Source organism: Rhodococcus sp. NPDC057297 (assembly GCF_042667435.1).
Taxonomy (GTDB): domain Bacteria; phylum Actinomycetota; class Actinomycetes; order Mycobacteriales; family Mycobacteriaceae; genus Rhodococcoides.
On the sequence record NZ_JBHUZE010000005.1, the window covers coordinates 1 to 13,390 of the forward strand.

General features: G+C 63.8%; 11 protein-coding genes and 1 rRNA gene. 6 read left to right on the forward strand and 6 right to left on the reverse strand.

Annotated features, from left to right (window positions below):
* The first annotated feature begins 185 nt into the window (after positions 1-185).
* Positions 186-302: ribosomal RNA gene (gene rrf, locus ACFULT_RS16295) — 5S ribosomal RNA — on the forward strand.
* 359 nt (positions 303-661) lie between these two features.
* Here the strand turns inward: rrf and ACFULT_RS16300 are convergent.
* On the reverse strand, positions 662-2,212 hold the full coding sequence (locus ACFULT_RS16300; protein ID WP_037110963.1) for an adenylate/guanylate cyclase domain-containing protein: 1,551 nt from the start codon (positions 2,210-2,212) through the stop codon (positions 662-664).
* A 42-nt stretch (positions 2,213-2,254) separates the two neighbouring features.
* Between ACFULT_RS16300 and nucS the strand changes: the two genes are divergently transcribed.
* A complete protein-coding gene (nucS, locus tag ACFULT_RS16305) occupies positions 2,255-2,926 on the forward strand; it encodes an endonuclease NucS (protein WP_026347768.1) in 672 nt (223 codons plus the stop codon).
* A 23-nt stretch (positions 2,927-2,949) separates the two neighbouring features.
* On the forward strand, positions 2,950-3,276 hold the full coding sequence (locus ACFULT_RS16310; protein ID WP_378481917.1) for an ATP/GTP-binding protein: 327 nt from the start codon (positions 2,950-2,952) through the stop codon (positions 3,274-3,276).
* A 19-nt stretch (positions 3,277-3,295) separates the two neighbouring features.
* Here the strand turns inward: ACFULT_RS16310 and ACFULT_RS16315 are convergent, their stop codons facing one another.
* The gene (locus tag ACFULT_RS16315; protein WP_037110961.1) at positions 3,296-4,234 is read right to left on the reverse strand and encodes a hypothetical protein; all 939 of its coding nucleotides are present in this window, start codon (positions 4,232-4,234) and stop codon (positions 3,296-3,298) included.
* Between the two features lie 45 nt (positions 4,235-4,279).
* Positions 4,280-4,759, reverse strand: a complete 480-nt coding sequence (gene mce / locus ACFULT_RS16320) for a methylmalonyl-CoA epimerase (RefSeq protein WP_378481918.1) — start codon at positions 4,757-4,759, stop codon at positions 4,280-4,282.
* A 94-nt stretch (positions 4,760-4,853) separates the two neighbouring features.
* On the opposite strand from mce, the gene ACFULT_RS16325 reads away from it, so the two are divergent.
* The 3 genes from ACFULT_RS16325 (at position 4,854) to ACFULT_RS16335 (ending at position 7,610) form a co-directional block, all read left to right on the forward strand.
* Positions 4,854-6,044, forward strand: a complete 1,191-nt coding sequence (locus ACFULT_RS16325; protein WP_176460056.1) for an acetyl-CoA C-acetyltransferase — start codon at positions 4,854-4,856, stop codon at positions 6,042-6,044.
* Positions 6,045-6,144: 100 nt separating this feature from the next.
* The gene (locus tag ACFULT_RS16330; protein ID WP_378481919.1) at positions 6,145-6,510 is read left to right on the forward strand and encodes a DUF3817 domain-containing protein; all 366 of its coding nucleotides are present in this window, start codon (positions 6,145-6,147) and stop codon (positions 6,508-6,510) included.
* 212 nt (positions 6,511-6,722) lie between these two features.
* On the forward strand, positions 6,723-7,610 hold the full coding sequence (locus ACFULT_RS16335; protein WP_378482056.1) for a co-chaperone YbbN: 888 nt from the start codon (positions 6,723-6,725) through the stop codon (positions 7,608-7,610).
* A gap of 31 nt (positions 7,611-7,641) precedes the next feature.
* Here ACFULT_RS16335 and ACFULT_RS16340 read toward each other — a convergent pair whose 3' ends face one another.
* Genes ACFULT_RS16340 through ACFULT_RS16350 form a run of 3 tightly spaced genes read right to left on the reverse strand, consistent with a single transcriptional unit; the run spans position 7,642 to position 13,312 of the window.
* Positions 7,642-9,096 carry a neutral zinc metallopeptidase gene (locus tag ACFULT_RS16340; protein WP_378481920.1) on the reverse strand — a complete coding sequence of 485 codons (1,455 nt, stop codon included), beginning with the start codon at positions 9,094-9,096 and terminating at the stop codon, positions 7,642-7,644.
* Positions 9,097-11,292, reverse strand: coding sequence for a 1,4-alpha-glucan branching protein GlgB (glgB, locus tag ACFULT_RS16345; protein WP_094721201.1), 2,196 nt, complete (start codon positions 11,290-11,292; stop codon positions 9,097-9,099).
* Positions 11,293-11,302: 10 nt separating this feature from the next.
* The gene (locus ACFULT_RS16350) at positions 11,303-13,312 is read right to left on the reverse strand and encodes a maltotransferase domain-containing protein (protein WP_378481921.1); all 2,010 of its coding nucleotides are present in this window, start codon (positions 13,310-13,312) and stop codon (positions 11,303-11,305) included.
* Between the last annotated feature and the right edge of the window lie 78 nt (positions 13,313-13,390).

Genomic DNA, 13,390 nt, shown 5'->3' on the forward strand with positions numbered 1-13,390 from the left:
ATGCAGGTGACTGGTACTAATAGGCCGAGGACTTACCACAAAGAAGCTACGCGTCCACTGTGCAATATCTGAAACAACACACGAAAGTTGTATTTCAGGTACACAACTGCATGAGAACCAAGAACGAACACACACAGTGTGTGTGTCTCCGACTTCGGTTCGTTCGTGACACTGTTTCGCAGAGTTACGGCGGCCATAGCGGAGGGGAAACGCCCGGTCCCATTCCGAACCCGGAAGCTAAGCCCTCCAGCGCCGATGGTACTGCACCCGACAGGGTGTGGGAGAGTAGGACACCGCCGAACACATTTTCCAGAACACCCCCGAACCACACGGTTCGGGGGTGTTCTGCATTCCCCAACAAAAAACACTCCACCGTGCAGACCCCCTCGGACACCGGTCGACACCGGTCGAGCACACACCCACCGCAAAGACACCCCCCGAATGTGCGCTGACACCCCCTCCACACGCACAACAGGAGGGTGAATCCACCCATCTCCGCCGGGCAGAGACACAGACGCACACCCACGAGCCAGACGCTCACCCAGGTGCCAGCACCTGGCCGTGCACCTGACACAACGGCGAGCATCTGCGCCAGGACTGACCCGCGCACGCGTTGGTTGGCATGGGTTGGCCCCCTGCCCCCTGCCCCCGGGGCTGAATGTCAGGCAGTGGGGGAGGCGAGGACGGTTTCTGCGGATCGGCCTCGGAGGGTGACGCTGTCTCCGAACTTCCAGCACGAGCTTTCGGGATCGGATGCGCCCTCTACCGTGATCTTCGAGGCAAGGATGGCGCCGGGTGCGTTCTTGGCCAGGTCCGACAGGCGGGCGGCTTCGTTGACCGGATCGCCGATGACCGTGTACTCGAAGCGTGACTTCGCACCGACGTTGCCGGCGACCGCGCGTCCGGAGGCGACGCCGACGGCTGCGCTGCACTCGGGTACCTCGTCGCGGAGCCGTGTACTGATCTTCCGTGCGGCGGCAAGGGCAGCGCCACAGTGGTCTTCCATATCGCCGGGAGCTCCGAAGATGGCCAAGGCGGCGTCACCCTCGAACTTGTTGATGAAGCCGCCGTGCTCGTCGACCTCGTCGACCACCACGGCGAAGAAACGATTGAGTAGAGCGACGACTTCGGCGGGCGGACGCGAAGACGCGATCTCCGTGGAACCGACCAGATCGATGAAGAAGACAGCAATGTCTCGTTCTTCGCCGCCGAGTTCTGGATTCTTGCTCAGTGCAGCTTCGGCAACTTCGTGTCCGACGTGGCGGCCGAACAGATCCCGAATTTTCTCTCGTTCGCGGATGCCGTCGGCCATGCGATTGAAGCCGCTCTGAAGTTCGCCGAGCTCGGTGCCGTCGTACACGGCAAGGTGCACGTCCGAGTTGCCGCGCTCGAGCTCCGCCATTCCCGATCTCACATTGCTGATGGGTGCGGTGGTGGCGAAACCACCCAAGAGAGTCAGGAAGAAACCGAAGACCAGGGTGATGCCGCCGAGCGCCAGAATCGCGACAGCCATTCTGTCCGCGTCCGTCTGGTACGGCCGAATGAAGCTGAAGATTGCAATGATCATGAGGCCAGCGACAGGTACGCCTGTCCCCAGGATCCAGGACAGAATCGACCGTCCCATCACACCGGCGATCCGAATGCGTCGTGGATCGCCGGCCTCGAGCGCGCGTGCCGCTGCTGGGCGCAGTGCGAACTCGCTGAGGAGATAACTGAACGCACAGACGACGGTTCCACCGGCACCGATCGTGAACGCCACCTTGGGAATCGACTGCGGATCGATGATGCCGTCGATCGTGGTGATCAGGACGAGCCCAACTGTCCACAACAGGATCTGAACGCGGGTGAGCTGCCACGGCATGGACAGGGTGTTGACCTGTTCCTTACGCGTCGGCTTCCGGTCCTCGATGGCCCACCGCAACGCCCGTACGGCGCGCGTAGTACCCCAGAGAACACCGACGATGAACGCCAAACCGACGTATACCGGGATGACGATGTAATTGACCCACCAGTACTTCGGAACCAGAACATCAGGCCCCGGCACCACGACACTCACCAGTGCACCCACGATGACGGCACCGATGAGATTGGACCCCAGCAGGAAAATCGTCAGCAGTATCTGGACGCGGACGCGACGGCGTCTGGGGGACTCGGACGTGTCGCCGAGTAGGCGTGATCCGAGCGGTGCGGCGGATCGTCTGAATTGCGGCATGGTGGTCACAGACTAGCGTTCGGTTTGGCTTAGGGTGGGCAAGTGCGTCTCGTAATTGCTCGGTGCCAAGTGGACTACGTCGGTCGTCTTACCGCTCATCTTCCTCCTGCTAGGAGGCTACTTCTCGTCAAGTCCGACGGGTCCGTGAGTATTCACGCCGATGACCGCGCGTACAAGCCGTTGAACTGGATGAGCCCACCGTGCTGGACTGTCGAATCCACTGAGGACGACACCATCAAGTGGGTCGTGACGAACAAGGCCGGCGAGGAACTGCGCATCACGATCGAGGACGTCGAACTCGATTCGAGCCACGAGCTCGGCGTCGATCCCGGTCTCGTCAAGGATGGCGTCGAGTCGCATCTTCAGGAACTGTTGGCTGAACACGTGGAGACTCTCGGTGAGGGTTACACGTTGGTTCGCCGCGAGTACATGACGGCCATCGGCCCAGTGGATCTGCTGTGTCGCAACGCCGACGGTGGAACGGTTGCGGTCGAGATCAAGCGCCGCGGTGAAATCGACGGCGTCGAACAGCTCACCCGCTACCTCGAGCTGCTGAACCGTGATCCGGTGCTGGCGCCGGTCAGTGGAGTTTTCGCCGCGCAGATCATCAAACCGCAGGCGCGGACGTTGGCGACAGATCGCGGAATCCGTTGCCTGACCCTGGACTACGACGTTCTCCGTGGAACCGAAAGCACGGAGTTTCGGCTGTTCTGACGGCTTCTTCTACAATCGAGACCGTGCCTCGGCGTAATCACGACAGGAAAGCGAACCGTAGAACCAACGGTTCGCGTGATTCGCGTCCCGATTCGCTGATGGGTGGCGCCCGGATCGAGAGTGGTCCGTCGGGCTGGTCCGACGAGGAGTTCACGACGCGCACCGTCCCCGGAAATCGGGCGACGAAGACCTACCGATGCCCGGGCTGCGATCACGAGATCAGACCTGGGGTGTCGCACGTCGTGGCGTGGCCGGCTGCCGAGCTCGGCGGCCCGGACAATCGGCGGCACTGGCATTCCGGCTGCTGGTCGGGGAGGGCGACTCGCGGCTTGACGCGGCGCTGGTCGTAACCAGCGCCGCACGCATCCGTCAGGAAGAGGCTTCGGCCTTGTCCTTGTCGTCGGACTTGTCGGACGACTCGTCGTCCTTGCCGAGTGCGATCGCCTCGGGGGAGTCCAGAAGCTCGCTTTCGCGGTTGACGGACGCGAGCATCGCGGGGACCGAATCGAGTTGTCCGCGAATGCCCAAGAGCTGAGCCAGAACTCGGCTCCGGAGGACGCGCAGTTCCTCGGCGAGTTCCTTCGAATGCGCAATGCGCCGTTCGCTCTGCTCGGTGGCGGCCTGGAGTCGACGCGTGGCTTCCGTCGTAGCCTCTTCGATGCGATGCGCAGCATCGGCCTTGCTGGAGCTTTCGAGATCCTCCAGTGCGGCGAGGATCTTCGTGCGGCGGTCCGCCATCGTGATCTCGAAGTCCTCCTGCACCTTGGCGCGCTTGGCTTCGGACTCCGCAGCGAGCTGGTCGCGCTCGGCCTGCGCGGCTTCGACGACTCGCGCTGCCTCCGTTCGAGCCTGAGCCATCGTTTGTTCGTGCTCGGTCTCGAGTGCGGACCTACGTTCTTCGAGCTCGGCTACCAGCGACTCGTGACGGCCACGAAGACGAGCGCTCTCCTGTTCGGCGACCGAGACCATTTCCTCCGCTTCGGCATGTGCCTTGGCCCTGACCTCCGAGGCCTCGTCCGAAGCAAGACGAAGCATGCGAGAGATGCGGTCGCTCATACCTTCAGCGGTGGTCGGCGGTACCGACAGGCGATCGATGTCCTTGCGGAGTTCGTCGATCTCGTCTCGGGCGTCGTCGAGTTGCTTGGCCAGGTCGCGGGCCTGTGCAGCCGCGGCATCACGATCAGCGGTCGTCAGCCGCAGTTCGGCGTCGAACCTTTCGAAATAGTTCGTGACTTCGTCGCGGTCGAATCCCTTTCGGACGAGGGAGAAGGGAAGTTGCACACCGGTGCGCTCTTGCTCTGTGGCCATGGCGGTCAATTTACCGGTGCGTAGGGTTGAGAGCCAGACGATGGGTCAATGAATCGGACGCCTTGTCGGTTCTACGAGTTCGATGAGGACTCCGCCTGCATCTTTGGGATGAACGAAGTTGATTTTCGAGTCCGCAGTTCCTCGGCGCGGCTCGTCGTAGAGCAGTCGGACGCCGCGCGCACGCAACTCCGTCGAGATCCGGCCGATGTCCGTGACGCGATAAGCGAGCTGCTGTAAGCCCGGGCCGTTGCGATCGATGAACTTGGCGATCGTCGAGTTCTCGTCGAGCGGTGCGAGGAGCTGCAACGCCGTCGACCCGTCCGAGGCGCCGGGGAAAGACAACATCGCTTCGCGAACTCCCTGGCTTTCGTTGACCTCTTCGTGGGTCGAGACCATGCCGAGATGCTCTGCGTACCAGGCGATGGCTGCATCGAGATCGGGGACGGCGATACCGACGTGGTCGATTGCCGTGACGAGGTCTGATGGAAGTGGGAGTCCCGTGGACGGTCGAGTGTCGGTGGTCATAGAGTCGACGGTAGCGGTGGTTGCTTGGCAACGCTCACCGGGGCTGTCAAAGTAAATGGCGAATAACTTCGTCGCATACGGTTGGAGGAACATCGTGACCACGTCCGTCATCGTCGCTGGGGCCAGGACCCCGGTTGGTCGGTTGTCCGGAGCACTGAAGGATTTCTCGGGTTCGGATCTCGGCGGGATCGCGATCAAGGGTGCGTTGGAGAAGTCGGGTGTCGCTCCCGAGCTTGTCGAGTACGTCATCATGGGGCAGGTTCTCACGGCCGGTGCGGGTCAGATCCCGGCTCGGCAGGCTGCGGTCGCGGCGGGGATTCCGATGGATGTTCCGGCGTTGACGATCAACAAGGTGTGCCTGTCGGGTGTCGATGCGATCGCGTTGGCCGATCAGCTGATCCGGGCGGGGGAGTTCGAGGTCGTCGTCGCCGGTGGTCAGGAGTCGATGACGCAGGCACCGCACATGCTCGAGAAGTCGCGTGCGGGGTTCAAGTACGGCGATGTGACGATGAAGGATCACCTCGCCTACGACGGGTTGTACGACATCTTCACCGATCAGGCGATGGGCGGGCTCACCGAATCGCGTAACGAGGGTGCGGTCGCGTCCACCCGGGAGGAGCAGGACGCGTTCGCGGCGGCGTCGCATCAGCGTGCGGCGACGGCGTGGAAGAACGGCGTGTTCGACGACGAGGTCGTGCCGGTGGAGATCCCGCAGCGCAAGGGTGATCCGATCGTGTTCTCCCAGGACGAGGGCATCCGTGCCGACACCACCGCCGACACTCTGGCCAAGCTGCGGCCGGCGTTCTCGAAGACCGGCACCATCACCGCAGGTAATGCCTCGACGATCAACGACGGTGCTGCCGCGGTGATCGTGATGAGCAAGGCCAAGGCCGAGAGCTTGGGGCTGGAGTGGATCGCGGAGATCGGTGCGCACGGTGTGGTTGCCGGGCCGGATTCGTCGCTGCAGTCGCAGCCGGCGCGGGCGATCGTCAAAGCCTGCGCGAAGGAAGGGATCGATCCGAAGGATCTGGATCTGATCGAGATCAACGAGGCGTTCGCGGCGGTCGGTATCGCCTCGACGCGTGAACTGGGGATCGACGAGAGCAAGGTCAACGTCAACGGTGGTGCTATCTCCATCGGGCATCCTCTGGGGATGTCCGGTGCGCGTATCGCTCTGCACCTCGCTCTGGAACTGCAGCGTCGCGGCGGTGGTGTCGGCGCAGCTGCACTGTGCGGCGGAGGCGGACAAGGCGACGCGCTGATCATTCGGGTGCCGAAGAAGTAAAGAGAAAGTAAGCCCACAGCATGGTGGCTCTGGTCAAGACTTACGGGTGAGATCAGAGCCACTACGCTGTGTCGTAGTAGTTCGGGCACAATGGTCTTCCATGGTGAACTTCTTCGACCTGAGCACGACCGCCAAGCGCTTCCGTTTCGTTGCAGTCCTGGAGGCCCTCACGTGGCTCGGTCTGCTGATCGGAATGGCGTTCAAGTACATCCCGGCCGACGGCAACGAGATCGGCGTCAAGATCTTCGGACCCATCCACGGCGCTGTTTTCGTCCTTTACCTGATCGTGACGGTCGTCACTGCGGTGAAGCTGCGATGGAACGTCGTCACGACCCTCCTCGCTGCCCTGGCCAGCATCCCGCCGTTCGGCACGGTCGTCTTCGAGATCTGGGCAGCGCGGACAGGAAAGCTTGCAGAGCTCAGTGGACCGGGCGTCGGTCTCGGTAAGGGCTCGACCGTCTCGTAGGAGTGGAGCCTGCGGAATGACCGGGGTGGGCGGGAGTGGAGCCTGCGGAATGACCGGGGTGGTCGGGAGTGGAGCCTGCGGAATGACCCGGGCTGGTCGGGGGTGACGCACCTTCGCGGTAGTGGGCGGGCGGATGAGATGACAAACTGTAGAGCGTGACTCGTCCCGGTTCTCGCTCGTCAGCCCGTCCGCCAGCAGCTGTTCCGGCATCCATCGCCGGTGCAGTGGATCTGTCCGCCCTGAAAGACCGTCCGGCGCCGCCACCTGCGGCGGCTGGTGAGGTCGCCGAAGGTGGCTTGCCTCCGATCGTCGACGTGACGACCGCCACTTTCGAAGACGAGGTTCTACGCCGGTCGTCTCAGGTGCCGGTCATCGTCGATCTGGGTTCTGCGCGGTCGCCGCAGTCTGTTTCGCTCACTCGTCTGCTCGGGCAGTTGGCTCTGGAGGCCGGTGGCCGGTGGATCCATGCTCGCGTCGACGTGGATACCAACCCGCAGATCGCGCAGGCATTCGGGGTGCAGGCGATCCCCACCGTCGTTGCTGTCGCGGGTGGCCAGCCCCTCGCTGACTTCCAGGGATCGCAGCCGGAGGATCAGCTTCGGAAGTGGATCGAAGCGATCGAACAGGCCACGGCAGGCAAGCTCACGGGGCCTCCTGGAGCAGAGCCGGTCGAGGACGAGCCGGAGCCGGAAGACCCGAGGCTCGTGGCGGCCGAAGAGGCCCTCGACGACGGCGATTTCGACAAGGCCATCGCGGCGTACGAGGACATCATCGCTGCCGAGCCTGCGAACGCCGACGCCAAAGCTGCGCTGCGGCAGGTCAAGTTCCTGGCGCGGGTGCAGAACGTCGACGCCGATGCTGTGGCGAAGGCCGACGCCGACCCTGCCGATGTCGCGGCACGGATCGAGGCTGCCGACGTCGAACTGTCGCAGCAGAATCCAGAGGCAGCCTTCGGTCGTCTCATCGACGGCATCAAGCGGACCGCGGGTGACGAGAGAACGCAGTTGCGGACCCGGTTGCTCGAACTGTTCGAGCTGTTCGACGCCGCCGACCCCGTTGTTGTCGCCGCGCGCAGGAAGCTTGCGTCCGCGCTGTACTGACCGGATCGTCCTGAACTGGGCTGTTTCAGCCTCAGCGGTAGCGGGCGTTGCAGGTGTCCTGGCCGTAGAGAACTCCCGAGCGGAACGCGTCGACACGCGAGAAGCCGCTCGGGAGGGTGACGCCGTTGATGTCGCTTGCCGTCAATCCGTCACTGAGGAGACCGGACACGGCCTCGTCGAGGTCGCCGGGGGACAACCACACTTCGAGGTCGGTGGCCTCCGGGTTCTCCGAACTCAACCCGGCGGTGATCACTCCGGACAGGCATGCCGAGCGCAGCGCGGTCTGGGGGTTGTCGAGCGGCTGGCCTGCCGCGTTCTGGACCGCAAGCGTGTAGCGGGAAGCGAAGAGCACATAGGCGCTGTAATCGCCGGAGACGTTCAGAGGGATGACGTCACCGCGCTGTGGCCGCTCGGCGGTTCCGAGCTTGGCGAGCGCTGGAACGTCCACGCCGATGGTGTTGCTCGATGCGCAGTACGACACCGGCTCGGTCGACGTTCCTTCCGGGCAGTCGGTGTCGGTGCCGTCGTAGGACACCGTCGGGGGATTCGGAAGTGCAAGAAGGCTTTCGAAGGACCGCACGAAAGCTTGCAGCGTTTCCTCGGTCACCGGCAGTTCACCGTCGTCGTCGGCGTCGGAGAATTTCTGTGGTAGATCCGCTCGGCGCGAATCGATCTCCGCCTCGTCGATGGCGACGCACGCAGACGCGCCGTCGGTGAAACCGAGCTGTACAGCAGTGACTCGCTCGAACGCCGAACCGTGCACCGAATCCGGGTCGTTGGGGTCGACGTCGCGCACCGCGACCGTCGCCGCGAGCACGCCGTTCAGCCCGTCGGAGGTGTTGATGGTGAAGTGCGGCGACTCGTCCTCGGCGACATGCCGGATGAATGCACCCGCGAAACAGTCGGCCTGCTGCTCGGCAACGATGGTCGGAGTGTCCTCTCCGACCAGACCGGACTGGTGCTGAATCGAATGGCCGTATTCGTGGGCGATGACCATGACCACGGCCATGGGGCCGAAGGCGTCGATCAGCGCAGGCAACAGGATCGTTCTGTCCCAGCCGATCGTGTCGTCTTTCATGCAATACGCAGCGTTGGGGATACCGCCGGTCCGGAAACCACAGAAACGTGCTCCCTGACCTTCCTCCTCGCTCGCATCCCACGAGATCAGCTCCGACACGGGAGTGAACTGCGTCTTGAACAACTCGGGGTACGTCTGCGTCCAGTACCGCTGGATGTCCTCGATCGCGTTGGTCGCGATGACGTCGGAGTCGGTACCCTCCGAGCCCGTCACCTGCAGAGTCGAGTTCGTCATGCCGGGGCGCGGACCACTGGGACCGTCGGTGACAGGAAGACCCGCCACGGTGAACGGGTTGTCGTAGATCGACACGGCGCGGCCGTCGACGCTCTGCGCGCACGACGCGAGCAGAGCCGACGCTGCGATCAGTGCGGTCATCCACAGTGTGCGTCGGGTACGACCGCGACTCATCTATCGCTCCAGTTTGATCCAGATCGCTCCATTGGCGGGGAGCGCGACCTGCGCGGACGCGGGTCGGCCATGCCATGAGTGCGAAGTTGCCGTCACTTCTCCGAGATTGCCGACACCGCTTCCGCCGTACGAGGTGGCATCCGTGTTGAGGATCTCGCTCCAACGTCCCAGTTCCGGTAGTCCGACACGATAGTCGCCGCGTACGACTCCTGAGAAGTTGAAGATGCACGCCACCACCGACCCGTCGGATCCGTAACGCAGAAAACTCAACACGTTGTTCTCGGTGTCGTTCGCGTCGATCCAGGAGTAGCCGCTGGGGGAGGTGTCCAAGGTCCACAGCGCCGAGTGCTGCCGATACGTTGCGTTCAGGTCGGTGACCAGGTTGAGGACTCCACGGTGGAGACCGTCGTCGTCGAGGTGGAACCAGTCGAGTCCACGTTCCTCCGACCATTCACGAATCTGGCCGAACTCCTGACCCATGAACAGCAGTTGCTTGCCCGGGTGCGCCCACATGTAGGCCAGCATTCCGCGCAGACCGGCCGCCTTCGCGTGATCGTCGCCGGGCATACGCGTCCACAACGTGCCTTTGCCGTGCACCACTTCGTCGTGGCTGATCGGCAGCAGGTAGTTCTCGCTCCACGCATAGACGAGAGAGAACGTGATCTCGTGGTGGTGGTACGTCCGATGGATCGGATCACGCCCGAGGAAACCGAGCGTGTCGTGCATCCACCCCATGTTCCACTTCATGTTGAAGCCCAGGCCGCCGACATTCGTCGGACGAGTGACGCCCGGCCAGGCCGTCGACTCCTCGGCGACGGTCACGACTCCCTGGAACTTCTTGTGTACGGTCGCGTTCATCTCCTGCAGGAACGAGACCGCTTCGAGATTCTCGCGGCCACCGTGAATGTTGGGGGTCCACCCGCCCTCGGGGCGCGAGTAGTCCAGGTAGAGCATCGACGCGACGGCGTCGACGCGGAGTCCGTCGATGTGAAACTCGTCGAGCCAGAACAAGGCGTTCGCGACGAGGAAGTTGCGGACCTCGCGTCGGCCGAAATCGAAAACCAATGTGCCCCAGTCGAGCTGCTCACCGCGCTTGGGGTCACCGTGCTCGTACAGCGGGCCCCCGTCGAACCGCGCCAGCGCCCATTCGTCCTTGGGGAAATGCGCGGGCACCCAGTCGACGATGACGCCGATGCCTCGCTCGTGCAGGTGATCGACGAAGTAGCGGAAATCGTCGGGGCTGCCGAAACGGGACGTCGGGGCGTAGTACGACGTGACCTGGTAACCCCACGACCCACCGAACGGATGTTCCGCCACGGGAAGCAGTTCGACGTGCGTGAAGCCGGTCTCGATGACGTAGTCCGCGAGCTGATGCGCGACTTCGCGATAACCGAGGCCCTGACGCCACGACGCCAGGTGTACTTCGTAGACACTCATCGGTGCGGCGGTGGGCTCGATCCCGGCACGGGTGTCGAGCCAGGCGTCGTCCGTCCACTCGAACTCCGAGCTCGAGACGACCGACGCGGTGGCAGGCGGAATCTCGGTGGCGAACGCCATCGGGTCGGCCTTGTCCCGGGTGACTCCGTCCGAGCCGTGGATGCGGTACTTGTAGATCGCACCCGGCTGCAGGTCCGGGACGAACAGTTCCCAGACGCCGGTGGACCCGAGAGCGCGCATCGGAAAGCTGCGACCGCTCCAGCCGTCGAAGTCGCCGATGACGGTGACCCCGGACGCGGCTGGGGCCCACACCGCGAACGACACACCACTGACGTCGCCGTCGGGAGTGGTGTAGTTCTGTCGATGGGCTCCCAGGATGTCCCAGAGCCTTTCGTGCCGTCCCTCGCCGAACAGATGCAGATCCAGTTCGCCCAGGGTCGGCAGGAACCGATAACCGTCGGCGGCCACCGAGACATGCCCGCCCGGCCACGTCGTGACCAGCCGGTAGTCCATCAGATCCTCGAACGGGACCAGGCCCGAGAACACGCCGTGCGCGACGTGTGTCAGCGGGTAGTCGGTACCACCGATCCGCGCGACGACGGAATCCGCGTTCGGCTTCAGAGCGCGGATCGCGGTCCCGCCCGGTGCGGGGTGCGCTCCGAGCACCGAGTGTGGGTTGTAGTGCGTGCCCTTCGCCAACAACTCCAGGTCGTTGGCGCTGGGTGCTGCCGTGTCGGTGGTGCTCTGGTTCTCGCTCAAGGTGTTCGACTCACTTCCGGTTGCCGCGGTAGGCCAAGTCGAGACGCGCCGGATACGGAATGGGCGGAAGCGCAAGGATGTGCGCGACTGCCTTCCACGGCTCCAACTTCACGAAATTGGCCTGACCCCAATGGAACTGCTGACCGGTCACCTCGTCGGTGACCGTCAGCGTGTCGTGCCAGTCGAGCCCGATCTGCGGCATGTCCAGCCAGATCGTGCCCTCCTCCGATCCGAACGGGTCGAGATTGATCACCACGAGCACCGAATCCCCGGTGCTCGGATCGAACTTCGAGTACGCGATGAGTGCGTCGTTGTCCACGTTGTGGAAGTGAATGTTGCGCAGCTGCTGCAGAGCGGGATGTGCGCGTCGGATGGAGTTGAGCGTGGCGAGCCACGGTTCGAGGGACTCGCCGCGCGCCAACGCACCGTCGAAGTCGCGTGGACGAAGCTGATACTTCTCGGAATCGAGGTATTCCTCGCTTCCCGGCCGTACCGCCTGATGCTCGTACAGTTCGTATCCCGAGTACACGCCCCACGTCGGAGACATCGTCGCGGCCAGAGCGGCGCGCAGCGCGAACACTCCGGGACCGCCGTGCTGCAGACTCTCGTGCAGGATGTCCGGGGTGTTGACGAACAGGTTGGGACGCGCATCGTCGGCCCGACGAGCATGCTCCTCGGCGAATTCGGTGAGCTCCCACTTGGCTGTTCGCCACGTGAAATACGTGTAGGACTGCGTGAACCCGCGCATCGCCAACCCGTACATGCGTGCGGGACGGGTGAAGGCCTCGGCCAGAAAGAGGACCTCGGGGTGCGTCTTCTTGACTTCCGCGATCAGCCATTCCCAGAAGTCCGGTGGCTTGGTGTGCGGATTGTCGACCCGGAAGATCTTGACTCCCAACGACACCCAGTATCGAACGACCCGAAGGACCTCGTCGTAGATTCCTCGTCGGTCGTTGTCGAAGTTGACCGGATAGATGTCCTGGTACTTCTTCGGGGGATTCTCTGCGTACGCGATGGTGCCGTCGGGAAGGACGGTGAACCACTCCGGGTGGTTCTGCGCCCACGGATGATCCGGGGCGGCTTGCAGAGCCAGATCGAGTGCTATCTCCAGATCGAGCGCATGGGCGGCGTCGACGAAGGCGCGAAAATCGGCTTCCGTGCCCAGCTCCGGATGGATGGCGTCGTGTCCGCCGTCCTTCGAGCCGATCGCCCACGGCGAGCCCACGTCGTCCGGCCCCGGGGTCAGAGTGTTGTTCGGGCCCTTGCGGTTGATCGTTCCGATCGGATGGATCGGGGGCAGGTACACCACGTCGAAGCCCATCCGGGCGACGCGGGGGAGCTGCTCGGTCGATGTGGCGAACGTGCCGTGACGCGGACTGCCGTCGTCGTTCCATCCACCAGTCGACCGCGGGAAGAACTCGTACCAGGCGCCGTTCAACGCGCGCGCTCGATCGACCCAGATGTTGATGCCGTTGGACCGAGTCACCAGTTCACGCAGCGGATGTTCGTGCAGCAACGCGGAGACAGCGGACGCGAACGCCGGGGACACGCGAGCAGGCAACTGGCGATCGGTGTCCCGCAGGGCGACGACGACGTCCTTCAGCAGAGCGCGATCCTCGGCGGGGACACCGTCGGCAGCGCGTTCGAACAACCGGGCGCCGATCTCGAGATCGTTCGCGAGTTCCGCGGCGCTCTGCCCGACTCCGAGTTTGGCCTCGACCGCGTGGCGCCAGGTCGCGACCGGGTCGCTCCACGCCTCGATCCTGCAGATCCAGTACCCGGGAGCAGTAGGAGTGAAGATCGCGTCGAACGTGTCGGGTTCGCGCCCGGGCGTCATGGTGATGCGCAGCGGTGTACGCAGTCCAGGACCACGCACGGCCAGCGTCGCCGCGACGGCGTCATGGCCTTCGCGCCACACGTCGGCCGACACCGGAAAAGCCTCGCCCACCACCGCTTTCGCGGGATACTTCCCGGTAGATGTGTCTGGAAGGACATTGTCGATACCGAGTCGACCTGTCACTTCACGCTCCGTTCTTCGCTTCGAGGACTCCTCGCGGTGAGGCGAGAGCCCGGGTCACTTCGCTGTCGGCGTGCTCGG